The sequence below is a fragment of the Streptomyces sp. 2114.4 genome, assembly GCF_900187385.1.
Classification (GTDB): Bacteria; Actinomycetota; Actinomycetes; order Streptomycetales; family Streptomycetaceae; genus Streptomyces; species Streptomyces mooreae.
This window is the reverse complement of the sequence record NZ_FYEY01000001.1, coordinates 1781830-1806918: the sequence shown is the minus strand read 5'-3', so window position 1 is coordinate 1806918 and position 25089 is coordinate 1781830. Positions and strand designations below refer to the sequence as shown.

The window sequence follows — 25089 nt, the reverse complement described above, 5'->3', positions numbered from 1 at the left end:
CGTGAAGCTGGATTCCATGTACCAGGACGTCATCCTGGACCACTACAAGCACCCGCACGGGCGCGGTCTTCGGGACGGCGACGCCGAGGTGCACCATGTCAACCCCACGTGCGGTGACGAGATCACGCTGCGCGTGCGGCTCGACGGCGCGACGATTGAGGATGTGTCCTACGAGGGCCAGGGCTGCTCCATCAGCCAGGCCAGCGCGTCGGTGCTCAACGACCTCCTGGTCGGCAAGGAGCTCGGCGAGGCGCAGAAGATCCAGGAGACCTTCCTGGAGCTGATGCAGTCCAAGGGACAAGTCGAGCCGGATGACGCCATGGAGGAGGTGCTGGAGGACGCGGTGGCGTTCGCCGGCGTCTCCAAGTACCCGGCGCGTGTGAAGTGCGCGCTGCTCAGCTGGATGGCCTGGAAGGACGCCACGGCCAAGGCCCTCTCCGAGGAGGCGAAGACCGCATGACCGAGACTCCGACCACCACCAAGCCGGCCTCGGAGGAAGAGGTCCGCGAGGCGCTGTACGACGTCGTCGACCCCGAGCTGGGTATCGATGTCGTCAACCTGGGGCTGATCTACGGCATTCACGTCGACGACGCCAATATCGCCACCATCGACATGACGCTGACCTCCGCGGCCTGCCCGCTGACCGACGTCATCGAGGACCAGGCGAAGTCCGCCACGGACGGCATCGTCAGCGAACTGAAGATCAACTGGGTCTGGATGCCCCCGTGGGGCCCGGACAAGATCACCGACGACGGCCGCGAGCAGCTGCGCGCGCTGGGCTTCAACGTCTGACGAGATCTCCTGAGCGATACGGCCGTGCCCGCCAGTCACCACTGGCGGGCACGGCCGTATCGCGTGCCGGGCGAAGAGGCCCCGCACGCATATGTACGCCCGTACGCAACGTTGTGTACGCTCGTACACATGGTCTGTCTGACGCTCGCCGGCGCGATCCTCTCCGAGGTGCTGGCGACCACCGCGATGAAGTACAGCAACGGCTTCAGCAAGCTGTGGCCCTCGCTGGCCACCGCGCTGGGCTATCTGCTCGCCTTCGCGCTGCTCGCCCAGACGCTCAAATCGATGAGCGTCGGCACCGCGTACGCCATCTGGGCCGGTGCCGGAACGGCGCTGATCGCCGCGATCGGGATGGTGTTCCTGGGGGAGAGCACCAGTGCGCTGAAGATCCTCGGCGTACTGCTGGTCATCGCGGGTGTCGTGGTGCTCAATCTGGACGGGGCGCACTGATGGCCCGGCGCTACGACCCGGACCGGCGGCAGCGGATCATCGACGCGGCGATCGCCGTGGTCGGTGAGCGCGGGATCGCCGGGCTCAGCCACCGCGCGGTGGCCGCCGCGGCGGATGTCCCGCTCGGCTCGACCACGTACCACTTCGCGACCCTGGACGAGCTGCTGGTCGCCGCGCTGCGGCAGTCCAACGTCGTGTGCCTGGCCGACTTCGCGCGCTGGGTCGACGGCATCGACCCGGCGGCACCGCTCGCCGAGGAGGTCGCGAGGCTGGTCGAGGAGACACTGAGCGGCGACCGCAGGCGGATGGAGCTGGAGTACGAGCTGTATCTGGCGGCGCTGCGGCACGAGGCGGTGCGGCCGATCGCTGCCGAATGCCTGGACGAGATGGTGCGGCTGCTCGGAGCGCGGATCGGCGACCTGCGCACGGCACGGACGGTGGTGGCCCTCACCGACGGGCTGGTGCTGCAGCATCTGCTGACCGGGCAGCCCTTCGACCCCGAGGCGGTACGGGCCGGGCTGGCCGGGGTGCTGGGCTGAACCGGCCCGGCCGTCGGGCGGGCTTCGGCGGACCGGTGGAGGAGCCCCACGGACCGGCCCGTCCGCTGAGACCGGTTCGCCTCGGCGGGCGCCCTCCGGTTAGGTTTCGGACATGACCGATGCTGCTGTTTCCGCTCCCCGTACGACCGGCGCCGTCGCCGCCGGGCTCGCCACCGTCACCTCCGACGGCACCGTTCTCGACACCTGGTTCCCGGCGCCCGAGCTGGTCGGTGCGCCCGGCCCGGCCGGCACCCAGCACCTCGACGACGAGCGCGCCACCGAACTGCTGGGCGCCGCCGTGCTCAAGGCGATCGGCCCCGACCCGGTCCGTGGCGTCGAGGTCGTCGCCGTCCGTACGGTCATCGCCTCCCTCGACGACAAGCCGCTGGACGCGCACGACGCCTACCTCCGCCTCCACCTGCTCAGCCACCGGCTGGTCAAGCCGCACGGACAGAACCTGGAGGGCCTTTTCGGGCTGCTGTCCAACGTCGCCTGGACCTCGCTGGGCCCGGTGGCCGTCGACCAGGTGGAGACGGTGCGGCTGAACGCCCGCGCCGAGGGCCTGCATCTGATGGTCACCAGCATCGACAAGTTCCCCCGGATGACCGACTACGTCGCGCCCACCGGGGTGCGGATCGCGGACGCCGACCGGGTGCGCCTGGGTGCGCACCTCGCGGCCGGCACCACCGTCATGCATGAGGGCTTCGTCAACTTCAACGCCGGGACGCTGGGCACCTCCATGGTCGAGGGCCGGATCAGCGCGGGCGTGGTCATCGGCGACGGCTCCGACATCGGCGGCGGCGCCTCCACCATGGGCACCCTCTCGGGCGGCGGCAAGCAGATCATCTCCATCGGCGAGCGCTGCCTGCTGGGCGCGGAGTCGGGCATCGGCATCGCGCTCGGCGACGAGTGCGTGGTCGAGGCCGGGCTGTACGTGACCGCCGGTACCCGTGTCACGCTGCCCGACGGCCAGATCGTCAAGGCCCTGGAGCTCTCCGGCGCGGACAACATCCTCTTCCGCCGCAACTCCACCACCGGCACCGTCGAGGCCCGCCCGAACAAGGCGACCTGGGGCGGCCTCAACGAGGTGCTGCACAGCCACAACTGAGCATCGGCGGTCGTGACCTGCGGCCGCGTCATCGATCAATGCCCTGATCTGCTGCTGCGTGGTCGGCAGTGGTCGACGTTGATCATCGTTGAGCGCCCTTCCGCGGCCCGAGGACGGCCCCGGGAGGGCGCTCACGCGATGGGGAACCTGCTTTTGCCTTGGAGGCGACGCGGCTGCCCAAAGGTGTGGAGCCGACCAGCATGAGCGGCCCGGCGGCAGATCCGCCGGGCCGCTTCCCGTTGCCGCCTCCGCAGGCCTCGGCAGGGCTTCCGCACGCCCGGGCACCGCCCCCGTCCCCGCCCCGGCCGGACGCCGCTAGGCTTTGCGCTATGCGTGATCTTGCAGCGGGGATGCGGTATCTGGGTAAGGGGCAGCGCTGGGTCGCCCAGCACGGCCGGTGGTGGGGATTCGGGCTGATCCCGGCGCTGATCGCGCTGGTGCTGTACGCCGTGGTGCTCACCGTGCTCGCCCTCTGGTCCGGCGATATCGCGGCCTGGGCGACGCCGTTCGCCGACGACTGGGGCTCGCCCTGGCAGGGGCTGCTGCGCGGAGTCTTCGTGGCGCTGCTGTTCGCCGGCGGGCTGATGCTGTCGGTGCTGACGTTCACCGCCGTCACCCTGCTGATCGGCGACCCCTTCTACGAGTCGCTGTCGGAGAAGGTCGAGGAGTCCGAGGGGCACTGCCCGCCGTCCCCGGACCGCCCGCTGTGGCAGGAGATCTGGATCGCCCTGCGCGACAGCGTCCATGTGCTGCTGCGGGCCGCCGGGTTCGGGATCCTGCTGTTCGCCCTCGGGTTCGTGCCCTTCCTCGGGCAGACGGTGGTGCCCGCCGTCGGCTTCTGCGTCTCCGGCTTCTTCCTCACCGTCGAGCTGACCTCGGTGGCCCTGCAGCGCCGGGACATACCGGTGCGGGAGCGGCTGCGGCTGCTGCGGGGCCGTAAGGCGCTCGCGGTCGGCTTCGGCACTCCGGTCGTGCTGCTGTTCCTGATCCCGTTCGTCGCGGTGGTGCTGATGCCGGGCGCGGTGGCCGGCGCGACGCTGCTCGTACGGGACCTGGTGGCGGACGAGGAGGAGCCGCCCGCGCCGGACCGGGACGCGGTCGCGGCGGGGCACGACCCGGCCGCCGGCGCGGCGTACGGACAGCCGGGCGCGCCGTACGCGCAGCCGGGCGGCTTCGGGGCGGCGCCTGCGCCCTACCCCGCTAACCAGGGACAGCCGCGGGCACCGCAGCAGTATCCCCGTCCGCAGTCCGGTCCAGGGTCGTCTGCAGCGCGTCCGCCAGCCGCCTGGTGAGCTCGGCGTCCGCCGCCAGCAGGGGGCCGCGGACCGGGCCCGCGGGCAGGCCGAGGTGGTTGAGCAGCGCCTTCACGGTGACCGCGCCGGGGTGCTCGCCGCCGGTCACCGCCTCGATGAGCGGGATCAGCGCGAGCTGACGGCGGGTCGCCCCGGCCGTGTCGCCGGCGTCGAAGGCGTCCAGTACGGCGCGCACCGCCCGGGGTGCGGCATTGCCGGCGGTGCTGACGCAGCCGGCACCGCCGAGCGCACGGAGCGGCAGGATCTGTTCGTCGCAGCCCGCGTAGTAGGCCAGGCCCGTCGCGGCCAGCACCTTCGCCGACTTCAGCGGGTCGTAGGCGCAGTCCTTGACCGCCGCGATCCGCGGATGGGCGGCCAGCCGCAGCAGCGTTCCGGCGGCCAGCGCGGTGCCGGTGCGGCCCGGGATGTCGTAGAGCATCACCGGCAGTCCGGTGGCGTCCGCGGCCGTCCGCAGATGGTGGGTGACGGCCTCCTGGGTGGGCCGTGAGTAATAGGGCGTGACCACCAACAGGCCATGGGCGCCCGCCCGTTCGGCGCTGCGGGCCAAAGCGGTGGAGTGGCGGGTGTCGCTGGTGCCGATCCCGGCGGTGATCCGGGCCCGGTCGCCGACGGCCTCGACCACGGCCCGCAGCAGGGTCTCCTTCTCGGCGTCCGAGGTCGTCGGGGACTCCCCGGTGGTGCCGCTCAGCACCAGGGCGTCGCAGCCGCCGTCGTCGACGAGATGGGTGGCGAGCCGCTGAGCGCCGTCGGCGTCGAGCGCGCCGTCGGCGGTGAACGGAGTGATCATGGCGGTCACGACGCGGCCGAAGGGTGGTGCGGCCGCCGGGGGTCTGCGGGGAGTGGTCATGGTCTCCGTGCCAGGAATCTGGGGGCGCCTCATGTTTCACGTCCACTGAGTTGTGCCGGCTGAGGTGTGCAGCAGCGCCGCGCCCGGCCCAAGGGCCGGAACGCGAAGCGGCCGCCGCGCCTTCCGGTGCGACGGCCGCTCGGGCATCACAGGCCCATCACGCGCCAGTCAGGCCATTCCGCGAACGCTTCAGGTCCTGGGTCCGCTCGGAAGCGGACTCCTCCGACGACTTCGGCTTCCGCTGGTCGGTGCGCCGCTCGGCGGCACGGTCCTTGTTGCCCGACTTACGGTTCTGGGACTTCGGCATGATGACTCCCTATGTCTCGCCGAATTTTTCTTACATGCCCAGTACCGCACCCCCCGCGGCAGTTGGCCCCCCGGCGTGGGCCAGGCGGGTGACGGGAGGGTCACACGGGGTGACATGCCGCGGACTACGGCTTGATGCGCAGCACCTGCGGATCGTGGTCGCTGGCCTGGTCGGCGTACTCCGCGTTGAGGTGCACGATGTCGTAGTCGGACCGCGTCAGCGGACGGCTGGTGAGCATGTGGTCCAGCACCTGTGAATTGCCGCTGTAGACATAGCCGTAGCGCTCGGCGGCCGGCAGGCGGCGCACCTGGTCGGTGAGCACACCGCCGGCGGTGAGGTCCTTCAGGGCCGGCGAGAACTGGTAGTCGTTGAGGTCACCGGCCACCACCACACCGGCCTTCGGGTCCTTGGCCAGCAGATCCTTGACGAAGGAGTTGACCAGGCGGGCCTGGGCGGTGCGCTGGGTCTCGGAGCTGCGGGCCGGGGGCTGGAAACGGCTGTCCAGACCCTGGTCGCCGCCCTTGGAGTTGAAGTGGTTGGCGATCACGAAGACCCGGCTGCCGGGACGGCTCTTCGCGGAGAACTGGCCGACAAGAGGCTTGCGGCTGGTCTTCCACGCCTCGTCGGCGGGCGCGATCCGGCCCGGGGACGCGGACAGCGAGGCCTTGCCGTGGTCGTCGACCACCTTCACCGGGGTGGTGGCGTCGCCGCCCTTGATGTCCGTGAAGGACGCCCGCTCGGGGTTGAACAGGAACGCCGTGCGGATGTTGCCGCCGGGCTGGCCGCCGTCCTGGTCGTTGACCGGGTCGATCTGCCGCCACTCGTACGCCGGACCGCCGGCCGCCTTGATCGCGTCGGTCAGCTTCTTGAGGGTTTCCCCGGCGGTGACCACGCCGTTGTCCTTGGGGCCGCTGTCGTCCTGGACCTCTTCCAGTGCCACGACATCGGGGGAGGACAGGTTCTGCACCAGCGCCTTCGCCAGCCGGTCGAACTTGGCCTGCGGGGTGGCGGGGGACAGGTTCTCGACGTTGTAGGTGGCCACCGCCAGCTCATCGGACTTCTGCTTGCGGGTGGTCTCCGGCGTGGGGCTGTCACCGGTGACCTTGCCCAGCTCGGTGGCCTGCAGGGTGTAGCCGCCGAAGTTGTCGTAGTCCAGCGGCCCGGCGGTGGTGCCGGACAGCGCCTGGCCGACGTCGGCGACCGGGAACGGCTCCGGTGCTTGCGCCGGGGGGATCAGGGACGCCACCTTGACCCGGCCGCCGTTGGGGTCCGCGTACGAGCCGTAGAGCGTCCCGCCGCGGGCGGTGCGGTGGTGGCCGGGCTCGGCGGTCACCCACAGCTCGTGGTAGCTGCTGGTCGGGCCGACGACCGGGGCGTTCGAGACGGAGACCCGCATGCCCTCCAGGGACTCGTAGCGGTCCAGGGCGTACGACGAGGGGCGCAGCTTCAGCGACTCGATGCTGTTGCCGCCCGCGGAGGGGGCGTAACGATTCGGCAGCGAGGCCGGGTTGAGCTTGAAGGCGGCCGGCAGCGGGGCGCCGGAGGAGGTGGTCTTCCAGGTCGCGCCGGTGATCTCGGTGACGGACTGCAGACCGGCGTCCTTGCCGCCCGGGTAGTACTCGCTGACCGTGCCGGAGAAGGTGATCGCGTCGCCGACGGCGACCTTCGGCGTCTCCTTTCCGGTGAAGACGAAGACCGCCTCGCTGGTGGCGGGGTTCTTGTCCGGGTGCGGGTCCTGCACCCAGAAACCGCGCGCCGAGCCGAACGAGCGGATCGCGGTGACGGTGCCGGGCACCTCGCTGACCTGCTGTCCGGCCAGCGGGGATATGCGGGTGCTGCCCTGGATGTCGTGGATCCGGGTGCCGGCGGCGGAGGCGGACTGCGTGGCGGTCAGCAGTCCGCCGGCCAGGGCGGCACAGATCACCGCGCCGAGCGTGACCGGTCTGCGGAGTGAACGACGGGACGGCATGGATGCCTCCGAGGTGTATGGGGGGTGGCCGGAAAGGTGCGTGCGGAGCCGGACCGGCGCGCGCTACGCGCGTCGATCTGCGTCAATCTCTTGCGCACACAGGGGAGTTGTCAAGCTTCTCCCGGTGACCGGCAGGGGGCGAGCGGGTGAAGCGTCCGGGTTACGGCGAATTCCGTCTACGCTTGGGCGGCGCGTTCCCCCAGCTACCGCTGGGAGGCACCCCAGCCGTAGTCCGTCCGAGGAGCTGAGCACCCGATGTCCGCAGACCGCCCCACCCTGCCGCCGGTGCGGCTGCACTCCGAAGCGGAGCTGGCCAGGGACGCGCTGAGCGCCCCCCTGCTGGCCCGGGCGGCGAAGCTCGCCCGCTGGGCCGAACGGGGTGTCCCGGTCGGCGTCGGCGGCCAGATCCTCGACGAGCCGCTGGCCGCCGCCACCGAGCACCTGGGCCTGGCCGGCGACGAGGACGGCGCCGCCTATACCGCCGAGGCCTGGCAGCTTGCCGTGGACACCGGCCTCGTGGAGATCGAGGAGAGCGCCGACGGCGAGGACGGCGACGACCTCCCCGACGATGCCGCCGCCGGCCTCGCCACCCCCGGCGAGGAGCTTGCCCAGCTCACCTCCGGCAGCCCGCAGGACATCCTCGACATCTGGCTGGGCGGCATGGAGACCGTGCTCGCCGATGCGGCCGCCCCCGACCTCGCCGATCTCGCCGACCAGCTCACCGAGGGCGGCGAACTCGACCTGGACGCGATCGACTGGAACCCGGAGGAGGAGGCCGAGCTGCTGGACGGCATCCTCGGCAACCTCTATCTGCTCACGGCCCTGAACGAGAGCCCTGACCAGGACGTTCCGCTGCCCGCGCTGGCCGCCTCCATGATCGTCCCGGAGGATATGGACGAGCCCACCGACGACGTCCTCGAAGAGGTCTCCGAGGCGATGATGCGCCTGGACGACCAGTTCCGGGTGCTGGAGCCGATCGGTCTGGTCGCCTACCAGCCCGTCGACGAGGCGCTGATCGAGGAGCTGGACGAGGACGGCGAGACGGTCCTTGCCCAGGGATCCGCCGCGGGGACCTCCGCCGCGGGGCCGCTGACCGACGAGGACGTCTCCCGCTACGGCCTGGTCCGCCTCACCCCGCTCGGCGTCTACGCGGTACGCGCCCGGATGCTGGATGCCGGGGTGGACGCCCCGGCGGTCGGCGACCTCGCCGACAAGGACGCCGATGTCCTCCTGGAGGCGCTGCCCGACTACCCCGAGGCACTGGCCCAGGCCGAGTCCGAGCTGTGGCTCGCCGCCCGTACGCCCCTGGACGCCGCGCGGGACCTGCTCACCGCCGCCCGCGGCGACGACGACCGCGCCCCGCGGCGCCGGCTGGCCGCCCAGCAGACCCTCTCGCTGGTCTCGCCGGACGCCGAGGCCGCGCTGCGCGAGGTGCTCGACGACCGGCAGCTCGGCGGCCTGGCCCGGGTCTGGCTCGCCGAGCGGGCGCTGCCCGGCATCCCCGAGCCGTCCCAGGAGATGATCTTCTGGCTGACGGTCGACACCATCGCGGCGCAGCTGGAGAGCGCCGAGGAGGACGCCACGGGCGAGCTGCGCGACCTGCTGCAGGGCCTGACCGAGCAGCACAGCGGGTTCTTCGACACGGCCTGGCGGGTGGACCACCCGGCCACCGCCGACGTCCTGGAGGCCATGGGCCGGCTGCACCCGGACAAGAAGGCGGCCAAGGAGGCCCGCAAGGCGGCCTTCAAGGCGCGCTCGCGGCAGTCCGGCTGAACCACCGGGCACCGCCGGGGCGGGCCACCTCGCGGGCAGACACCCCCGCGTCCGGGGCCGGCCGGCGGATCAGGACCTCTCCCGGCCCTGATCCGCCGGCCGGCCCCAACTGCTTCCTGGATGTCGCACCGCGTTCAACTGGAGTTCGACGACGCACGAGAGCGTGTGCGGCGCAGGCACAGGGGATGCAGAAACCGGCCATCCAGGAGATGACAATGCCGCTCACCCGCAGAGACTTCGCCAAGCGTTCCGCCCTCGCCGGCGCGGGGGTCACGCTGGCCGGGAGCGTCGGGGTGCTGGCCACCGCGCCCGGGGCCCTGGCCGAGGAGGCGCCGGACGCCGGCCCGGGCGGTGCGGCGGACGGCCACGGCATCGGCTACGGCCCGCTGGTCCCGGACCCCGACGGCATCCTCGCGCTGCCCGCCGGGTTCTCGTACAAGATCATCACGCGGACCGGCGTCACCAAGCTCGACAGCGGCGAGTCCACCCCCTCCAACCACGACGGCACCGGCACCTTCGCCGGCCACCGCGGCACCACCCTCCTCGTCAACAACCACGAGCTGAAGGGCCCGCGCGCCGACTGGCCGCACCCGGTGCCGCTGGCCGAGGGGCTGGTCTACGACCCGGCGGCGGCCGGCGGCTGCACCGTGGTCGAGGTCGCCAAGGACGGTACGCCGGTCGGCGAGTGGGTCGGCATCGCCGGTACCTCCACCAACTGCGCCGGCGGCACCACTCCTTGGGGCACCTGGCTCACCTGCGAGGAGAACGAGGACAAGGCCGGCCAGCACGGCATGACCAAGGACCACGGCTACGCCTTCGAGGTCGACCCGCACGACCTCCGGGCCGGCCGCAACCCCAAGCCGGTCAAGGCGCTGGGGCGCTACGCCCACGAGGCCGTGGTCGTCGACCCCCAGCGCGGCCACCTCTTCCTGACCGAGGACGCCGACACCCCCAACGGCCTGTTCTACCGCTGGACCCCGCCGCACGGATTCCGGCACGGCCGCGGGCAGCTGCGCACGCTGGCCGATGACGCCGGCGTGCTGGAGGCCTTCAAGTGCTTCGACTCCGGCGGCCGGTTCGTCGACGACCTCTCGCGCGCCACCAAGGCCGGCACCGTCTACGGCGTCGACTGGGTCGAGGTCCCCGACCGCGACGCCCGCAAGGTCTCGGTGCGCAAGCAGTTCAAGGACGGTGAGGTCACCCGCGCCCGCAAGCTGGAGGGCCTGTGGTGGGCGGACGGCGGCGCGTACGTGGTGTCCTCGTACGCCCGCGACGAGAGCCCCGTCCAGCACGACGGCCAGGTCTGGTTCTACGACCCGCGGCGGCGGACCCTGACGCTGAAGGTGCTGCTGGGCGTCAACAAGGAACCGTCGAAGGACGGCGCCCTGGACGGCCCCGACAACATCACCGTCTCGCCCTACGGCGGGCTGATCATCGCCGAGGACGGCGAGGGCGTCCAGCACCTCTTCGGGGCCACCGAGGACGGCCGGACCTACCCGATCGCCCGCAACGACCTCAACATCGGCACCGCGGACGAGCCGGAGTTCAGCGAGTTCACCGGGCCGGTGTTCTCCCCGGACGGGCGCACGCTGTTCGCCAACATCCAGGAGCCCGGCATCATGCTGGCCATCACCGGTCCCTGGAAGCGGCAGCGTCGTCAGCGGTAGTGCCAACGGCGGTGGTGCCGTCAGCGGTGGCCGTACCCCGGCGGCCACGGGGCGGGGGGCTCAGTCCGCCCCGGCCGTGAGCACGTAGTAGTCCAGCAGCCCGGTCTCATACGCCGTCAGGTAGCGGCGCGGCCACTCGTCGCGGAGTTCGGGCTGCTGGGACATATAGCGGTCGTAGGACTCCCAGACGCCGTCGCCGATGGAGCGGACCCGGACCTCGCGCAGACCCGCGGCGGTCAGCGTCGCGGCGACCTCGTCGACCACGTGCGGGACGTCCAGGCCGTCGGCGAAGGGGGGCAGCACCGTGGGCAGCACTCGTGCCGCCTCCCGGGTGCGGGCGAAGAACGTCGTCAGCGCCAGCCGGCCGCCCGGGCGCAGCACCCGCGCCGCCTCCCGGGCGAAACCGGCCGGATCGCGGAAGTGCTGCGCCGCCTCGACGGAGAACAGGCAGTCGACACCGCCGTCGGGGAGCGGGATGCGTTCGGCCGCGCCCAGGAGGAACGTCAGCCGCCCGGAGGCGTCCGAGGAGGGGGCGAGCAGCGCGGCATTCGCCTCCCGGGCACGGGCGATCTGGTCGGGGTGGGCGTCCATGCCGAGGACCGTGCCCAGGCCGAACTCCCGCAGCGCCAGCGCGGAGCCCAGCCCGCGTCCGCAGCCGACCTCCAGCGCGGTCCGGCCCTGCGGGCGGTCGAAGGTGCCGAGCACCAGGCGGTAGAGGTCCTGCTCGCTGCGCACCCGGTCGGCCTCGGTCAGCGGCCGGCCGGCGGGGCCGGGCAGGCCCGTCCAGTAGCCGAAGTTGATGAAGCCGCCGGCGAAGGCGGGGACGGTGCTGAGATCGAGCTCGCCGTAGGTCAGCGCGACCCGGTCGGGAAGGTCCGGGGGCGCCGGCCCGTCCGGGGGATCCGCGGGGCCGGCCGGTGGCGGCTGCTGCGTCATCGAACGCTCCTCGTGTGTGCCGTGGGGGACGCGCCGCAACGGGCCGGACGGGGCGGCCGTGACGGGGCGGCCGTGACGGGGCGGGCCAAAGGGCGTGGCGGGAAGAGGGACGGCACAATCTTCTGTCCTGGGCCCGTCCCCGCACCAGGGGAGTTTTCGGTCCGGGGACGTTCCCGCGGCAGGGGCGACGGCTGACGGGCCACCCACCGTCGGGCCGTCCCTGACGGTGGGTGGCCCGTCAGGGACGGTGGGCGTCAGCGGCTCACAGGGCCTGGGCGGCGGGTTTGACCATGCCGCGCACCGTACGGGCGTCGACGAACTCGCCCAGCGCGGTCATCTCCCACTCGCCGGAGAACTGACGGATGAGCTTCGCCATCATCACGCCCGTGCGCGGTTCGGCGTGGGTGAGGTCGAAGCGGACCAGCTCCTCGCCGCTCTGGGCGTCCACCAGGCGGCAGTACGCCTTGGCGACGTCGGAGAACTTCTGGCCGGAGAAGGAGTTCACGACGAAGACCAGGCCACTCACCTCCTGGGGCACCCCGCCGAGGTGGACGGTGATCGCCTCGTCGTCGCCGGCGCCCTCGCCCGTGAGGTTGTCGCCGGAGTGCTGGATCGCACCGCCCAGGATCATCAGCTTGCCGAAGAAGCAGTTGTCGACCTTCTTGCGGTCCGGGCCGTAGGCGATGACCGAGGCGTCCAGGTCGATGCTCTTGCCGCGGAAGGCCGGCTCCCAGCCGAGGCCCATCGTGACCGAGGTCAGCAGCGGACGGCCGCCCTTGACCAGCGAGACGGTCTGGTTCTTCTGCAGGCTGACCCGGCCCTTGTCGAGATTGACCTTGCCGGAGCCGGGGGCCTGTGCGGCGGGTGCCGGTGCCGCCGCGGCCGGCGGCGGGGCGACCGGGGCCGCGGTGCCCGCGGGCGGTCCCCACTGGCCTGCGGGGGCCGGGGGAGCCGGCGGCGCCGGGGGAGCGGCCGGTGCCTGCGGGGCGGCGGCGGGTGCGGCCGGCTCCGCCACGCTGACGCCGAAGTCGGTGGCGATCCCCGCCAGGCCGTTGGCATAGCCCTGGCCGACGGCCCGGACCTTCCAGACGCCGCCGCGGCGGTAGATCTCGACGACCACCAGCGCGGTCTCGGGGCCCAGTTGCGGCGGGGTGAAGGAGGCGATGACGCTGCCGTCGTCGGCGTTGCGGACCGTGCCGGTCGGCTCGGTGCCGGCGAAGGTCGCGCCGGGGGCGTCCGGACTCGCGGTGACCACGATCTTCTCGATGCCCTCGGGCACCGCGGCGGTGTCCACGGTGATGGTGTCGCCGCCGGCCGCCGAGGAGTGCGTCACGCCCGGTCCGCTGGGCTGGTTGTAGAACACGAAGTCGTCGTCGGAGCGCACCTTGCCGTTGGCGGCGAGCAGCAGGCCCGAGACGTCCAGCCGCACGGGGGCGGTGACGTCCACCGCCACCCGCACGGCGTTGAGCGGGAGGTTCGAGCCAGGAGTCATAGCGGTCATGCCGGGCTCAACGATCGGCCCGCCTTTGCGGTTCCATTACCTGCCCTCCGATGGCCGCCGGGCCCGGTCACCGGCGTTCGCGGGAGTTGCCGAACAGCAGCCGGTAGGCGATCAGCAGGACCAAGGCCCCGGCGACCGAGGCGATCCACATGGACGGTTCGCCGAAGTCCTTGGGGATCGGGCGGTGCAGGAACTTGGTGGAGAGCCAGCCGCCGAGGAAGGACCCCACGATGCCGATCAGGGTCGTGCCGACGATGCCGCCCGGGTCCCGCCCCGGCAGCAGGACCTTCGCGATGATGCCCGCGATCAGCCCGAGTACGAGCCAGCTGACGATGCCCATGATGCGTTCCTCGTTCCTGCGCGGTGGGTGGGTACACAGACCAGGACGCCACCCGGGCGGCGGGGGTTCCGCGGCGTGGCGGGGGCCACGTGCGTACGGCCGGGCGGCTCGGTGGCGGTACGGCACCGGGCGGGGCTCTCGGGGTGCCGGCCGGGCGGTCCTTCGCCGGGGTCGCGTGCGGGACCCTCGGGGCGACCTCCGTGCGGGACCGTCAGTGCGGCCACCGCGGCGGGTCGGTGCAGAAGGCGCCGCCGAGAAAGGCGTGTGCGGGGTTCTCCGGGTCCAGGGCGCCCTGCGCGGCGATCAGCCGTTCCGCGTACGGCTCGGAGTCGTCCTGCGGCGCGTACCCGAGGGCGCGGGCGGCCGACAGGTCCCACCACAGGCGGGTGTTGGCGGAGGAGCCGTAGACGACGGTGTGGCCCACGTCCGGCGCGGTGAGCGCGGCGTGCAGCAGCCGTGCGCAGTCGGCCGGGCTCAGCCAGATGGACAGCATCCGCACCGAGGTCGGCGCGGGACAGCACGAGCCGATGCGGACCGAGACGGTCTCGATGTCGTGCAGGTCCCAGTAGAGCGAGGCCAGATCCTCGCCGAAGCCCTTGGACAGCCCGTAGTAGGTGTCGGGGCGGCGGGGTGTGCCGACGGGTATGGCGCCGGAGCCGTCCGTGGGGCGCGGGGTGAAGCCGACGGCGTGGTTCGAGGAGGCGAAGACGATACGGCGGATGCCTGCCTCGCGCGCCGCCTCGTACAGGCGGTAGGTGCCCTCGATGTTGGCACGCAGGATCTGCTCGAAGCCGGCCTCCAGGGAGATGCCGGCGAGGTGGATCACCGCGTCGACCCCGCGCACCGCCTCGCGCAGGGCCTCCGTGTCGGCCAACTCGGCAGTGATCGCGTCCGGTTCGCCGACGGTGGTGTCGACGGGCCGCCGGTCGAAGAGGCGCAGCCGGTACCCGTAGGGCGGCAGCAGCTCACGCATCAGGGTGCCGAGCCCGCCGGCGGCGCCGGTGAGCAGGACAGTGCGGGGCGCGGTGCGGGGCGCGGTCATGGGCAAGGACTCCTCCGGCTGAACAGCGGGGCTGTATGCGCGGACAGCATGCAGATGGGTGGACACGCTAAGGGAGCTGGTCCACGGCCGGTCAAGACGCTTGACGGGGCCTGTGAATCCGCTTGCGGCACGGCGGTCGTGGGCCCTTGACCGGCCCGGAACGGCCACTCCGGCGTGGCCGCGCATCGCCCCGGCCGTACGTGCCACCCCGGTCGTACGTGCCACCCCGGCCGGACACCTCACCCAGGCCGGACGAACCCGCACTCATACGCGGCGATCACCGCCTGGGTCCGGTCCCGCACCCCGAGCTTGGCCAGCACCCCCGCCACATGCGTCTTGACCGTGGCCGGGCCCACCCCCAGCCGGTCCGCGATCTCGGCGTTCGTCAGTCCGGCCGTCATCAGCCGCAGCACCGCCCGCTCCCGGCCGGACAGCCGGGCCCGCAGCGTCCGCGCCGCGTCGGCCACCGCCCGCTCCCCGGCGTGCCGGGCGGCCAGCCGCCGCACCGCGGCGGGGAACAGCAGCGAGTCGCTGCGCGCCACCAGCCGTACGGCCTGGACCAGGTCCTGCGCGCCGGACCGCTTGAGCAGGAACCCGCTGGCGCCGGCCCGCAGCGCGTCATAGACGTACGAGTCGTTCTCGAAGGTGGTCACCACGATGACGCGGGGCGGCTCCGGCATCCCGGCGAGCACCTGCTCCGTCGCGCGGATGCCGTCGATCTCCGGCATCCGGACATCCATCAGCACGATGTCCGGGCGCAGTGCCCGGATCAGCGGCACCGCCTCGGCGCCGGTCGACGCCTCGCCGACGACCTCCATGTCCGCCTCGGCGCCCAGGATCGCGCGCAGCGCCGTGCGCACCATCCGCTCGTCGTCGGCGAGGACGATGCGCAGCGGGCGGATGAGGCTCCCGTCGCCCCCGTCGCCCCCGTCGCCGGACCGCCGGCCGTCGTCCTGACGCGTGGTCATACGCCGCTCACTCCGCCCCGGCTCACTCACCCTGCCCCCACTCCTCGCCCTGTAGCCCCGTAGCCCCCGCCGATGGCAGCCGGGCGGTCAGCCGCCACACGCCGTCCCGGGCCCCGGCCGTCGCCTCGCCGCCCAGCAGCCGGGCCCGCTCGGCGATGCCCCGCAGCCCGCGGCCCCCGAACGGACGGCCCCCGCCCGCAGGGTCCGTCGCCGCGGGGGAGCCGTCCGCCGGCCCGGTCACCGGATTCTCCATCCGGATCGTCAACTCCCGCTCGTCACACCGCAGGTGAAGCCGTACCGGTACCGGACCGGCATGCCGCAGCGCATTGCTGAGGCCTTCCTGCACGATCCGGTAGGCCTCACGCGAGACCACCGGCGCCGGCCCCGTGCCCCGCCCCTCGACCGTCGCCTCGACCGCCAGGCCCGCCGCCCGGGTCCGGGCGAGCAGCGCGTCCAGGCCGTCCAGGGCCGGTGCGGGCGCGGCCGGATCGGCGTCGTCCTCCTCACGCAACAGGCCCAGTACGGTGTCGAGTTCGGCGACCGCCTCGCGGGTGGTCTCCTCGATGGCGGCCAGTGCCCGGCGGGCGAACTCCGGGTCCGCGTCCAGCACCCGGCGGGCCGCGCTCGCCTGGAGGGTGACCGCGCTCAGCGCATGTCCGACGGCGTCGTGCAGCTCGCGGGCCAGCCGGTTGCGGGACGCCAGACCGGCCGCCCGGCGTTCGGCGGCGGCCAGCCGGTCGGCGGGCGTCGGCCCCAGCAGCACCGGGGCGCAGCGGCCCAGCAGCGCCCCGGCACCCCAGGCGGTGCCGGCCACCAGCGCCAGCAGCGCCAGCCCCGTGAGCGGCCCCAGCGCACCGTGGAAGGCGTCCGGCCACCCCGCCGAGGCCTGCCGCAGGCGGGCGGAGAGCGGCCGCACCAGCAGCAGGACGGCGGCCGGCGGGGCGGCCAGCGTCATCCCGCTGACGATCCCCCCGGCCAGCAGATGCGCCACGAACCACAGCGCCGTCCGCCGCCGGGCCGCCCAGGAGAGGGCCGGCCCCTCGGCCAGCCGCTCCGCCGGCACCGCGCACAGCGACCGTACGGCGGCCACCTCCAGCGGCCGCAGCAGCGGGGAGAGCAGCGCGGCCAGGGCGGCCAGGGGCAGGGCACCACCGAACGCGACGAACTGCCAGCCCGCTCGGCGCAGCGGGTCGGCCCCGTCCACGAGCAGCGGGAGCACGACCGACGCCAGCAGGTAGAACGGCATCAACAGTGCGCCGCCCAGCACCAGATGGACCCAGCGCCGGCCGACCCGTCGCACCGGGCGGCCGGTGTGGGTGTTCATGGCGCCCAGCCTTCCGCGAGCGGCCCCCGGTGCGCCTCCGCCCCGATGACGATCCCCCTCCGCCGTACGGGGGAGGCGGACGCGTAAGCGGGTCGGCACAGGCGGCTCACAGCCGCCGGGTGGCCAGCGTCAGCCGGTCGCGGGCGTCGAACAGGGTGTCCTTGATCATCTGCTCATGCGCCGGGGTCAGCCGGGCCACCGGCACCGAGCAGCTGATCGCGTCCCGGGCCGGGGTGCGGTACGGGACCGCGACGCCGAAGCAGCGCAGGCCCAGGGTGTTCTCCTCGCGGTCGACCGCATAGCCCTGCTCGCGCACCGCGTGCAGCTCCTCGATCAGCTGCTCGCGGTCGGTGAGGGTGTGCTCGGTCAGCTGCGCGAGCGTCGGCGGCAGCATCGCCCGCACCTGGTCGTCGGTGTACGTGGCGAGCAGCGCCTTGCCCAGCGAAGTGGAGTGCACGGGCAGCCGCCGGCCGACGCGGGTGAAGGGGCGCAGATAGTGCTGCGACTGACGGGTGGCGAGGTAGACGACGTCGGTGCCGTCCAGGCGGGCGAGGTGGATGGTCTCGGTGGTGTCGTCGGAGAGCCGGTCCAGCGTCGGCCGGGCCGCGGCCACCACCTCGTCGCCGTCGACGTACGACGTGCCGACCAGCAGCGCGCGGACACCGATACCGTAGCGGGTGCCGGTGCCGTCGGTCTCGACCCAGCCCAGGTCGGCCAGGGTGCGCAGCAGCATGTAGAGGCTGGACTTCGGGTAGCCGACGGCTTCCTGGACGGAGGACAGACTGTGCATACCGGGGCGATGTGCGAAGTACTCGAGCAACTCCACCGTCCGCACCGCGGATTTGACCTGAGATCCACCGGTCTCGGCAGCTGACATCGCCCTTGACCCCTCTGTTCGGACCGCCATAGAGTCCCGCTTGTTCACCATGTGGGACAGTGTTCAGCATAGAGAACGCCATCCGAGGTGCGGCAGGACTCGGAAAGACTCGGCAGGCACGCCCGGGAGGAATGCACGGTGGCAACAGCAGCACCAGTCTGGAGTGTCGACCCCCGAACCGGGAAGCAGCGCGAACAGGTTGCGGTGGAGGCCACGGCCGACGAGGTGGACACCGTGGTCCGCGCCGCCCACGCGGCCCAAGGCGCGCTCGCCGACCGCGCCGTACGCGCCGCGCTGTTGCGCCGCGCCGCCGAACTGCTCGACGACGCGGGCGAGGCGGTCATCGAGGCCGCCGACGCCGAGACCGCGCTCGGTCCCGGCCGGCTCACCGGCGAACTCGGCCGCACCACCTACCAGTTGCGGGCCTTCGCGGACCTCGTACAGGAGGGCGCGTTCCTCGACGTACGGATCGACCACGCCGACCCCGGCCTCACCCCGCCCCGGCCCGACCTGCGCCGTTACAAGATCCCGCTGGGCCCCGTCGCGGTCTATTCGGCCAGCAACTTCCCGCTCGCCTTCTCGGTGCCGGGCGGCGACACCGCCAGTGCCCTCGCGGCCGGCTGCCCCGTCGTCGTCAAGGCGCACCCGGACCACCCGGCCACCTCCGAACTGTGCGCCGCGCTGCTGCGCCGCGCCGCCGCCGAGGCCGGCCTGCCGGAGGGCGTGCTGAGCCTGGTGCACGGCTTCCAGGCCGGTATCGACCTGGTGCGCCATCCGCTGATCACCGCGGCCGGGTTCACCGGCTCGGTGCGCGGCGGCCGCGCCCTGTACGACGCGGCCGCGGCCCGCCCGCAACCCATCCCCTTCCACGGCGAGCTGGGCAGCCTCAACCCCGTTGTGATCACCGAGGCCGCGGCCGCGGAGCGCGCCGAGCAGATCGGCGCCGGGCTGGCCGGTGCGATGACGCTCGGCGTGGGCCAGTTCTGCGTCAAGCCGGGCCTGGTCCTGGCGCCCGCCGGCGAAAGCGGCGAGCGGCTGCTGACGGCGCTGACCGACGCCGTCAGCGACACCGAGGCCGGGGTGCTGCTCGACCACCGGATGCGGCAGGCGTTCCTCGACGGTGTCCGCACCCGCGCCGAGCTCCCCGGCGTCGAGGCGCCGGTGACCCCGGGCGCGGGCAGCGAGCACACCGTCAGCGCCGGCTTCCTCTCGGTGCCGGCCGCCCGCCTCGCCACCGAAGGACCGCACGACCTCCTCCTGGAGGAGTGCTTCGGCCCGGTCACCGTCGTCGCCCGCTACACCGACGAGGCCGAGATCGGCGCCGTACTCGCCCGGCTGCCCGGCAACCTCTCCGCGACCCTGCAGCTCGGCGACGCGGAGAGCGCCGGCCGCGACGACGGGGGCCGCGGCGCCCGGCTGCTGGCCGAGGTCACCCCGCTCGCCGGCCGGGTGGTCGTCAACGGCTGGCCGACCGGAGTCGCCGTCGCCCCCGCCCAGCACCACGGCGGCCCCTACCCGGCGACGACCTCCACCTCGACCTCCGTCGGCGGCACCGCCGTCGAGCGCTGGCTGCGCCCGGTCGCCTACCAGAACACCCCGCCCGCGCTGCTGCCGCCCGAGCTGCGCGAGGACAACCCGCTCGGTCTGCCGCGCCGCGTCAACGACCGCGCCGAGGGGGCGTAAGCGTAGACACCGCGCTCCCGGCGACCGGCGAGGCCGCCTGCCACCTCACCCTGACGCCGGCCCCGGCGACGGCTCCGGCCCCGCCGCGACCGGCTCCCGCAGGGCAATGATCTGCAGCCGCTCCGCCGTCCGCCCGTCCAGCGTGCCCACCACACCGGCCCGCTCCTTCCGCACCGAGAAACCGGCCTCCCGCAGCAGCCCGCGCAGCCGCTCCGGCGGATGGTGCCGGAACACCCCGCCATCGGGCGTCTCGAAGACCCCGTACGTCCCGTAGCGCTCCGCGAACCGCGCATACCGCTCCCGGTTGAGCGCATCGCGCTGCAGCGGCACATCGCTCAGGTACACCACCCCACCGGGCCGCACCAGCCGCCCCAGCTCCCCGGCGATCGCCGTCTGGTCCGCGTCCCCGGGCACGCAGGTGAGCACCGCGAACAGCAGCGCCGCGTCGAAGCTGCCGTCCCCGAACGGCAGCGGGAATCCGGGACACCGCATGAGCGCCAGCTCCGGATGCTCCCGCCGGCCCCGCGCGATCAGCGCCGCCGAGACATCCACCCCGCTGACCGCCCCGTACCCGAGCCCGGCCAGCTGGGCGGTCAGCCGCCCGTAGCCGCAGCCGTAATCCAGCACCCGCGCGCTCCGTGGCACCCAGGCGTCCAGCAGCGCCGGATCGAGCGGATGGGTGAAGGTCTTGGCGGACCCGGTCGTCTCCCAGAACCCGAGAAATCCCTGTGGCGAGGTCATGCCGGGACGCTACCCACGAAACAGCCGGCCGGCCCCCGGGGAAACCGGTGGGACGGGCCGCTGAAGCGGGACGGCCCCGGCGGCCATGACCAGGCACGACGAAGGTCTGCCCGTGCGCCACGGGGGCAGCGCACGGACGGGGCCGATCAGGAGCCGCCTACGCGGTCAGGATGGTTCGAAGTAGCCAGGGGAACGGAACAGTCCCATGAAGGTTCCAGGGCCGTGCCGATCGTCCAGCCACATGCCCAGCGCCCTCACGTCACCGCTGATGATGGCCGTGAGAAGGATGGCATGGAAGTCGTCTTCTTCCCCGGGGGCGTAGTCCCCCAGGAACACCGCGTACCGGCGATTGACGCCACTCTCGTAGCCGTTAAGGGCCGCCGCATACCGCGTCTGCTCTGTACTTTCCAGCAGGTCCACCACGCGCCCGGTGTCCACCTCGGTCAGCGTCCCCGTCACATCCCGGAACGCGAGTGCGCCGAGAACGTCCGAGGGTTCCGTCACGCCGAAGCGTTCGGCCGTCTGCCGGGTGAGGTCGCGCGCCTCTCTGTCGCACGCGCCTTCCATAACGACCCCGAGGTTTCGCGTGTGGCGGCTTCCGTGCTTGTCAGCAGCCGAGTAGCACTGTCCTTTTGTCCGGCGGTAGTTAATCCCGTACTGAGTGCGGACCGGCGCGCCTGCCACTTCCACATACCGCCGACGCGACCCGTAGTGAAGGCAGTCATGGGCGTACGCGCGCAGCAGGTCGAGAAGTGCCAGCGCAGGGCATTCGGGATTCCGGCGTTCCATGGGTCCGAACATGGTGATGACGGCCACCATTTGAAGGTGCCGGTATCCCTGGTCCGGGTGGTGGAAGCCGCCGAAGGCCCCGGCGCGCGAGGATTCGCAGCCGACCAACACGCGGTCAAGTGGCAGCATCACCGCCAGCCCATGCCCGGCGTACCGTCGTTTGGCGTTTTCGACGCCGGCATGGAAAGACGTGATGTCGATTCCGTCGGCCGCCCACCGGCTGAGCACTTCCGAGAGGGGACGGAACACGTGGGCGGGGTGCTTGCCCGTGAGGGGCGACGTGTCGGCACGCATAGCCGCCAGCGCCGCCATTGCCTTAGCGCCGTTCACGGACTCATTCGGGGCGAGTTCCGTTAAGTCGGCGTGCCCGCCTTGATGAGCTGAATGTGGGAATCTTGCATCCCGTCCGGGAGCGCATTCGGGCTGAACCATTTCGCCTCCAGAATCTCGAAGTTGTCGAGCTTGAGAGTTCCACCCACGTGAAGTGCCTCGTACGCGATTTCCACGCGAAGCTTGTAGCCACTGGTTACCTGCACCAGTCGCCCCGGCACAACTACAAGACCGGTTTCCTCCCGGACCTCCCGAACGATGGTCTTCGGGAATTCCTCGCTCTTGACCGCGTAGCCGGTCGGAAGTCCCCATGGCCGGTCAGCGGGCCACATCCGGTGTTTGAGAAGCAGGACTTCGCCCGCCTCGTTGCGTACGACGCCCGTTACGCCAATCATGAACTTGGCGTGAGCGAACCATAGGACGCGCCATTGCAGAGGGCCGCGAATGAGTTTCCACATTCGGGCAATGATTCGCTTCATACGCACCCTTTCGACAGGGCAAGCGGGTTAGACGCTTGCGACGCTGGCACAACCTATGTCTTGGGGTACGGGTCACGCTCAGGCTTCTACGGACCCGACCGAGCGGGCCGGCCAACGCGAACAACTGGCCCCGCACTCGATGCACGAAATTCACACACACACCGCCAAGTCGGGACGCAGTTCGGGCAGTCCTCGGGGTGGAACGGCGACGGGGGATGTGTCGGGCCCGGGAGGCAGACCACCCCAGAGGCCACGTCCAGCGCTCCGCCGTACTGGTCCCACCAACCGGCCGGAGAGGCCGCGTACTGGCTGTCCGGATCGCCTATAAGGATGACCAGTTCCGGGGCCGGAGCGGGCGCGTGGGGCGCTCCTGGTGCCGCGCGGGCATCGTGGCCATCAGTGTGCGTCCGAGAGGTGCCGACGCATACGGACGTTGCAATCACTCACGCTGCTACCGTCGCCGTTCGCCTTGGCCCGGTCCCGGTCTATGGCCACCTTGTCGCAGTGGGCGCAACCGGGGATGGGCTTTGGGCCGGGCTCCAGCGTCAACGGGAGATCGACAGGCTTCTCCTGCACGGTGTTCGTCTGCGCTGTGGTCTGGCTTGCCATGGTCACAACCCCGCTCATCCTCTCAAGTCTGTGTCCGTTGTTGGGCGTTGACCCACAAAAGCGCCACCAGCCGTCTATCGCCACAGCAGAAAGGCCGCAGTCCTGCCGCACCCTGGCCTCACTGGCTACGCTGGCCAGGGAAGACGCACCGGGCGCGAGAGGGGACGGGCCACGATGACTAGTCGACGGCGGAGGCTGGCGGAGCGCCGGAAAGCATGTGGGCTCAATCAAGAGGAATTCGCGGAAGCAGTCGGCGTTGACCGCTCGACCGTCCAGCGCTGGGAGAACGGGAAAAACGACCCTCAGCCTTGGCAGCGCCCGAAGATCGCAAAGGCGTTGTCGATCACATCGGCAGAACTTGACGCACTACTGGTGCCCGACGCTTACGCCCCGCCGTCACGTAATGGGTGGCTCGCTCCCCAATCGCCAAACAACGACGATGAATTCGATGCACTCGAACTGGCGCGGCGAGTAGCAGCTAGCGATGTAGGCAAAGAGACATTGCATCGCCTCGAAGGTACATTCGATGAACTCGCCATGAAATACCCTACGTCCCCTCCGCAAGATCTGCTCGAACGAGTGCGCAAGCATTCTGCATACGTGGCCCACCTCATGTATGCACGCATGACTCTTGCAGAACAGCGCCGCCTTTATGTGGTCGGAGGCTGGTTTCAGCTATTGGGCGCCACGCTGCATATCGACCTGCACCAGGACCACGCAGCGACGGCCCGCTTGCAGACAGCCGCCAATCTCGCGCAGCATGCAGAGCACCGGGAGATTGAGGCGTGGTGCTACGAGACCGATGCTTGGCGAGTCCTTACGGAAGGCGATTATGCCCGTGCTCTAGAACTCTCGCTGATTGCACAACAATTGGCGCCGGCCGGAACCTCCGCTGCCATTCAAGCCACAGCGCAAGAGGGGAGGGCCAGGGCGCGGCTCGGAGAGGGGCGGGAAACCTACGCGGCCATAGAGCGAGTCCATCGAATGTCGGCCGGGATGGTCCCGCGTAAGGGCACTGAGCATCATTACCAATACGATCCTGGTAAGGCCCTGGCTTACACAGCGACGACGCTTGCGTGGGTCGGTGATCCCGCAGCGGAAGACTACGCACGTCAGGTAATCGCCAGACTCGCACCCGCTGACGATGTCGAAAAATGGCCGCGCCGGGTGGCCTCAGCAAACATTGATTTGGCGCTGGCCTTGCTCGGAAGCGATCGGCTTGATGAGGCTTGCAACGCAGCGCAGCGGGCCATACTATCCGGCCGCGTCGTTCCGTCGAATCACTGGCGCGCTCTTGAAGTTGTTATGGCTGTGGAGCGGCGTCAGCTTCCGGAAGCATCCGACCTGCGAGAGGCTTACCAGGGATTAAAGCACTCCCGAAGAAGTAACTGAACAGTGAGCCCGGTGCCAATACACTTGGCAGACCCCGCGGCGTACGCGCAGGAGGTGCGGGCCGATGAGCGTGCGGCCGCGGAGCCCGGCGCGGGCCTCGCCCCGTGCGGCCCCGGAAGGCGCGTTGGCGGGATACGGCCCGGGTCATGGACGCGCCGGGGGATCACCGCGCACAGTGGGGGCATGCAGCGACGTGACGCACTCGGCGGGTCGGAATTCGCGCCCCGGACGACCTATCTGAACTCCGCCTCCAGCGGGCTCCTCCCCGCGCGCAGTGCCGCCGCCCTGCGCGCCGCCGTCGAGGAATCCGTCTCCTACGGCACCATGGGCCGCGACTACTTCGCCGCCGCCCATGCCTCCCGTGCCGCCTTCGCCCGGCTGCTGGACGTGCCCGCCGAGCGGGTCGCCGTCGGCAGCTCGGTCGCGGTGCAGTCCGCGTTCGTCGCCGGCTCGCTCCCGGCCGGTGCCGAAGTGCTCGCCCCCGAGGGCGACTTCAGCTCCCTGCTCAATCCGTTCGCCGCCCACCCGGGGATCAAGCTGCGCACCGTGCCGCTGGAGGCGCTTGCCGACGCGGTACGCCCCGGCACCGCGCTGATCGCCTTCAGCGCCGTCCAGTCACTGGACGGGCGGATCGCCGACATGGCGGCGGTCCGCGAGGCGGCGCGGGCCCACGGGGCGCGCACCTACCTCGACATCACCCAGGCCGCCGGCTGGCTGCCGCTGCGCGCCGCCGACTTCGACTTCGTCGTCGCCGGGGCCTTCAAGTGGCTGCTGTGCCCGCGCGGGACGACCTTCATGGCGTTCGGCGGGGACCTCGGGCGGGGCGGGGAGTGGCCCGCCGCCCTGCACGCCGGCTGGGTCGCGGGCGAGGACCTGGGGGCCTCCAACTACGGCGTGATCCGGCCGGCGGCCGACGCCCGGCGCTTCGACGAACCGCACGCTCACCTCTCCTATGCGGGCGCCGAGCAGTCCCTCGGCCTCCTTGAGGAGCTGGGGGTGGCGGCCGTCCACGCCCACAACACCGCCCTCGCCGACCACTATCGCGCGGGCCTGGCCGACCGCGGTCTGACGCCCTGCCCCGCGCCCGGTTCGGCGATCGTCTCCACCCCCGGGATCGCGGACGCGGAGCAGCGGCTGACCGAGGCGGGGGTGCGGGTCTCGGTGCGCGGCGGGCTGCTCCGCGCGGCCTTCCACCTCTACAACTCGACGGACGACGTGGACCGGTTGCTGGACCTGCTGGGGTAGCCCGGACCGGGGCCCCGCTCACACAAAAGCGCGGCCGCCGCACAGACCCTGCTGTGCGGCAGCCGCGC

The 25089-nt window shown here is 71.8% G+C and carries 24 protein-coding genes; 11 read left to right on the top strand and 13 right to left on the bottom strand.

Translation table 11 applies throughout. The features are described from left to right. The first annotated feature begins 1 nt into the window (after nucleotide 1). The 6 genes from sufU to CFW40_RS07875 all read left to right on the top strand — a co-directional run bounded on the left by sufU (nucleotide 2) and on the right by CFW40_RS07875 (nucleotide 4181). Nucleotides 2-460: a Fe-S cluster assembly sulfur transfer protein SufU gene (sufU, locus tag CFW40_RS07900; protein WP_030411905.1), complete on the top strand. Its 459-nt coding sequence runs from the start codon at nucleotides 2-4 to the stop codon at nucleotides 458-460. Continuing rightward, entirely contained in the window at nucleotides 457-792 is a 336-nt protein-coding gene (locus CFW40_RS07895; RefSeq protein WP_088797114.1) for a metal-sulfur cluster assembly factor, read from the top strand. The genes sufU and CFW40_RS07895 overlap by 4 nt, the downstream gene beginning before the upstream one ends. A 129-nt stretch (nucleotides 793-921) precedes the next feature. Next, on the top strand, nucleotides 922-1242 hold the full coding sequence (locus tag CFW40_RS07890; protein ID WP_088797113.1) for a multidrug efflux SMR transporter: 321 nt from the start codon (nucleotides 922-924) through the stop codon (nucleotides 1240-1242). Then, entirely contained in the window at nucleotides 1242-1781 is a 540-nt protein-coding gene (locus tag CFW40_RS07885; protein ID WP_088797112.1) for a TetR/AcrR family transcriptional regulator, read from the top strand. The genes CFW40_RS07890 and CFW40_RS07885 overlap by 1 nt, the downstream gene beginning before the upstream one ends. 112 nt (nucleotides 1782-1893) lie before the next feature. Next, complete coding sequence (gene dapD, locus CFW40_RS07880; RefSeq protein ID WP_088797111.1) at nucleotides 1894-2889, top strand: 2,3,4,5-tetrahydropyridine-2,6-dicarboxylate N-succinyltransferase; 996 nt, start codon at nucleotides 1894-1896, stop codon at nucleotides 2887-2889. 329 nt (nucleotides 2890-3218) lie between these two features. Next, nucleotides 3219-4181 (top strand): EI24 domain-containing protein, encoded by a 963-nt coding sequence (locus CFW40_RS07875; RefSeq protein WP_256331546.1) that lies wholly within the window; start codon nucleotides 3219-3221, stop codon nucleotides 4179-4181. Here the strand turns inward: CFW40_RS07875 and dapA are convergent. The 3 genes from dapA to CFW40_RS07865 all read right to left on the bottom strand — a co-directional run bounded on the left by dapA (nucleotide 4090) and on the right by CFW40_RS07865 (nucleotide 7325). Further along, entirely contained in the window at nucleotides 4090-5049 is a 960-nt protein-coding gene (gene dapA / locus CFW40_RS07870; protein ID WP_088797109.1) for a 4-hydroxy-tetrahydrodipicolinate synthase, read from the bottom strand. The two genes, CFW40_RS07875 and dapA, sit on opposite strands and share 92 nt — an antisense overlap. Before the next feature lie 157 nt (nucleotides 5050-5206). Continuing rightward, nucleotides 5207-5356 carry a hypothetical protein gene (locus CFW40_RS36995; protein WP_176956553.1) on the bottom strand — a complete coding sequence of 50 codons (150 nt, stop codon included), beginning with the start codon at nucleotides 5354-5356 and terminating at the stop codon, nucleotides 5207-5209. Between the two features lie 124 nt (nucleotides 5357-5480). Continuing rightward, on the bottom strand, nucleotides 5481-7325 hold the full coding sequence (locus CFW40_RS07865) for an endonuclease/exonuclease/phosphatase family protein (RefSeq protein WP_088797108.1): 1845 nt from the start codon (nucleotides 7323-7325) through the stop codon (nucleotides 5481-5483). Between the two features lie 255 nt (nucleotides 7326-7580). On the opposite strand from CFW40_RS07865, the gene CFW40_RS07860 reads away from it, so the two are divergent. Together CFW40_RS07860 and CFW40_RS07855 are read left to right on the top strand one after the other, a co-directional pair. Further along, nucleotides 7581-9098, top strand: coding sequence for a hypothetical protein (locus tag CFW40_RS07860; RefSeq protein ID WP_088797107.1), 1518 nt, complete (start codon nucleotides 7581-7583; stop codon nucleotides 9096-9098). Between the two features lie 215 nt (nucleotides 9099-9313). After that, nucleotides 9314-10765, top strand: coding sequence for an alkaline phosphatase PhoX (locus CFW40_RS07855; protein WP_088797106.1), 1452 nt, complete (start codon nucleotides 9314-9316; stop codon nucleotides 10763-10765). 60 nt (nucleotides 10766-10825) lie between these two features. Here CFW40_RS07855 and CFW40_RS07850 read toward each other — a convergent pair whose 3' ends face one another. From CFW40_RS07850 to CFW40_RS07820, 7 genes are all read right to left on the bottom strand, one after another. Beyond that, the gene (locus tag CFW40_RS07850) at nucleotides 10826-11701 is read right to left on the bottom strand and encodes a class I SAM-dependent methyltransferase (protein ID WP_088797105.1); all 876 of its coding nucleotides are present in this window, start codon (nucleotides 11699-11701) and stop codon (nucleotides 10826-10828) included. A 262-nt stretch (nucleotides 11702-11963) separates the two neighbouring features. Next, nucleotides 11964-13193 (bottom strand): TerD family protein, encoded by a 1230-nt coding sequence (locus CFW40_RS07845; RefSeq protein ID WP_088797104.1) that lies wholly within the window; start codon nucleotides 13191-13193, stop codon nucleotides 11964-11966. A gap of 76 nt (nucleotides 13194-13269) precedes the next feature. Continuing rightward, nucleotides 13270-13542 carry a GlsB/YeaQ/YmgE family stress response membrane protein gene (locus CFW40_RS07840; RefSeq protein WP_088797103.1) on the bottom strand — a complete coding sequence of 91 codons (273 nt, stop codon included), beginning with the start codon at nucleotides 13540-13542 and terminating at the stop codon, nucleotides 13270-13272. A 211-nt stretch (nucleotides 13543-13753) separates the two neighbouring features. After that, nucleotides 13754-14584 carry an NAD(P)-dependent oxidoreductase gene (locus tag CFW40_RS07835; RefSeq protein WP_088797102.1) on the bottom strand — a complete coding sequence of 277 codons (831 nt, stop codon included), beginning with the start codon at nucleotides 14582-14584 and terminating at the stop codon, nucleotides 13754-13756. A 239-nt stretch (nucleotides 14585-14823) separates the two neighbouring features. Next, the gene (locus CFW40_RS07830; RefSeq protein ID WP_305523543.1) at nucleotides 14824-15552 is read right to left on the bottom strand and encodes a response regulator transcription factor; all 729 of its coding nucleotides are present in this window, start codon (nucleotides 15550-15552) and stop codon (nucleotides 14824-14826) included. Nucleotides 15553-15574: 22 nt separating this feature from the next. Beyond that, nucleotides 15575-16876, bottom strand: a complete 1302-nt coding sequence (locus CFW40_RS07825) for a sensor histidine kinase (RefSeq protein ID WP_088797101.1) — start codon at nucleotides 16874-16876, stop codon at nucleotides 15575-15577. Between the two features lie 106 nt (nucleotides 16877-16982). Then, nucleotides 16983-17753: an IclR family transcriptional regulator gene (locus tag CFW40_RS07820; protein WP_088797100.1), complete on the bottom strand. Its 771-nt coding sequence runs from the start codon at nucleotides 17751-17753 to the stop codon at nucleotides 16983-16985. 138 nt (nucleotides 17754-17891) lie between these two features. Here CFW40_RS07820 and CFW40_RS07815 point away from each other — a divergent pair, with 138 nt between their 5' ends. Further along, entirely contained in the window at nucleotides 17892-19436 is a 1545-nt protein-coding gene (locus tag CFW40_RS07815; RefSeq protein WP_088797099.1) for an aldehyde dehydrogenase (NADP(+)), read from the top strand. Nucleotides 19437-19481: 45 nt separating this feature from the next. On the opposite strand, the gene CFW40_RS07810 is transcribed toward CFW40_RS07815, so the two are convergent. From CFW40_RS07810 to CFW40_RS07800, 3 genes are all read right to left on the bottom strand, one after another. Next, nucleotides 19482-20177 carry a bifunctional 2-polyprenyl-6-hydroxyphenol methylase/3-demethylubiquinol 3-O-methyltransferase UbiG gene (locus CFW40_RS07810; protein WP_088797098.1) on the bottom strand — a complete coding sequence of 232 codons (696 nt, stop codon included), beginning with the start codon at nucleotides 20175-20177 and terminating at the stop codon, nucleotides 19482-19484. A 165-nt stretch (nucleotides 20178-20342) separates the two neighbouring features. Next, nucleotides 20343-21296, bottom strand: a complete 954-nt coding sequence (locus CFW40_RS07805) for a hypothetical protein (protein WP_256331547.1) — start codon at nucleotides 21294-21296, stop codon at nucleotides 20343-20345. 23 nt (nucleotides 21297-21319) lie between these two features. Then, nucleotides 21320-21775 (bottom strand): NUDIX domain-containing protein, encoded by a 456-nt coding sequence (locus CFW40_RS07800; RefSeq protein ID WP_088797096.1) that lies wholly within the window; start codon nucleotides 21773-21775, stop codon nucleotides 21320-21322. Nucleotides 21776-22558: 783 nt separating this feature from the next. On the opposite strand from CFW40_RS07800, the gene CFW40_RS07790 reads away from it, so the two are divergent. After that, nucleotides 22559-23776, top strand: a complete 1218-nt coding sequence (locus CFW40_RS07790) for a helix-turn-helix transcriptional regulator (RefSeq protein ID WP_088797095.1) — start codon at nucleotides 22559-22561, stop codon at nucleotides 23774-23776. A 183-nt stretch (nucleotides 23777-23959) separates the two neighbouring features. Next, on the top strand, nucleotides 23960-25021 hold the full coding sequence (locus CFW40_RS07785; RefSeq protein WP_088797094.1) for an aminotransferase class V-fold PLP-dependent enzyme: 1062 nt from the start codon (nucleotides 23960-23962) through the stop codon (nucleotides 25019-25021). Nucleotides 25022-25089 lie beyond the last annotated feature (68 nt).

Excerpts from the sequence above, each read along its gene's own strand:
- CFW40_RS07895 (WP_088797114.1), top strand. The coding sequence starts at position 457 with ATGACCGAGACTCCGACCACCACCAAGCCGGCCTCGGAGGAAGAGGTC.
- CFW40_RS07890 (WP_088797113.1), top strand. The coding sequence starts at position 922 with ATGGTCTGTCTGACGCTCGCCGGCGCGATCCTCTCCGAGGTGCTGGCG.
- CFW40_RS07885 (WP_088797112.1), top strand. The coding sequence starts at position 1,242 with ATGGCCCGGCGCTACGACCCGGACCGGCGGCAGCGGATCATCGACGCG.
- dapD (WP_088797111.1), top strand. The coding sequence starts at position 1,894 with ATGACCGATGCTGCTGTTTCCGCTCCCCGTACGACCGGCGCCGTCGCC.
- CFW40_RS07875 (WP_256331546.1), top strand. The coding sequence starts at position 3,219 with ATGCGTGATCTTGCAGCGGGGATGCGGTATCTGGGTAAGGGGCAGCGC.
- dapA (WP_088797109.1), bottom strand. The coding sequence starts at position 5,049 with ATGACCACTCCCCGCAGACCCCCGGCGGCCGCACCACCCTTCGGCCGC.
- CFW40_RS36995 (WP_176956553.1), bottom strand. The coding sequence starts at position 5,356 with ATGCCGAAGTCCCAGAACCGTAAGTCGGGCAACAAGGACCGTGCCGCC.
- CFW40_RS07865 (WP_088797108.1), bottom strand. The coding sequence starts at position 7,325 with ATGCCGTCCCGTCGTTCACTCCGCAGACCGGTCACGCTCGGCGCGGTG.
- CFW40_RS07860 (WP_088797107.1), top strand. The coding sequence starts at position 7,581 with ATGTCCGCAGACCGCCCCACCCTGCCGCCGGTGCGGCTGCACTCCGAA.
- CFW40_RS07855 (WP_088797106.1), top strand. The coding sequence starts at position 9,314 with ATGCCGCTCACCCGCAGAGACTTCGCCAAGCGTTCCGCCCTCGCCGGC.
- CFW40_RS07850 (WP_088797105.1), bottom strand. The coding sequence starts at position 11,701 with ATGACGCAGCAGCCGCCACCGGCCGGCCCCGCGGATCCCCCGGACGGG.
- CFW40_RS07845 (WP_088797104.1), bottom strand. The coding sequence starts at position 13,193 with ATGACTCCTGGCTCGAACCTCCCGCTCAACGCCGTGCGGGTGGCGGTG.
- CFW40_RS07840 (WP_088797103.1), bottom strand. The coding sequence starts at position 13,542 with ATGGGCATCGTCAGCTGGCTCGTACTCGGGCTGATCGCGGGCATCATC.
- CFW40_RS07835 (WP_088797102.1), bottom strand. The coding sequence starts at position 14,584 with ATGACCGCGCCCCGCACCGCGCCCCGCACTGTCCTGCTCACCGGCGCC.
- CFW40_RS07830 (WP_305523543.1), bottom strand. The coding sequence starts at position 15,552 with ATGACCACGCGTCAGGACGACGGCCGGCGGTCCGGCGACGGGGGCGAC.
- CFW40_RS07825 (WP_088797101.1), bottom strand. The coding sequence starts at position 16,876 with ATGAACACCCACACCGGCCGCCCGGTGCGACGGGTCGGCCGGCGCTGG.
- CFW40_RS07820 (WP_088797100.1), bottom strand. The coding sequence starts at position 17,753 with ATGTCAGCTGCCGAGACCGGTGGATCTCAGGTCAAATCCGCGGTGCGG.
- CFW40_RS07810 (WP_088797098.1), bottom strand. The coding sequence starts at position 20,177 with ATGACCTCGCCACAGGGATTTCTCGGGTTCTGGGAGACGACCGGGTCC.
- CFW40_RS07800 (WP_088797096.1), bottom strand. The coding sequence starts at position 21,775 with ATGAAGCGAATCATTGCCCGAATGTGGAAACTCATTCGCGGCCCTCTG.
- CFW40_RS07790 (WP_088797095.1), top strand. The coding sequence starts at position 22,559 with ATGACTAGTCGACGGCGGAGGCTGGCGGAGCGCCGGAAAGCATGTGGG.
- CFW40_RS07785 (WP_088797094.1), top strand. The coding sequence starts at position 23,960 with ATGCAGCGACGTGACGCACTCGGCGGGTCGGAATTCGCGCCCCGGACG.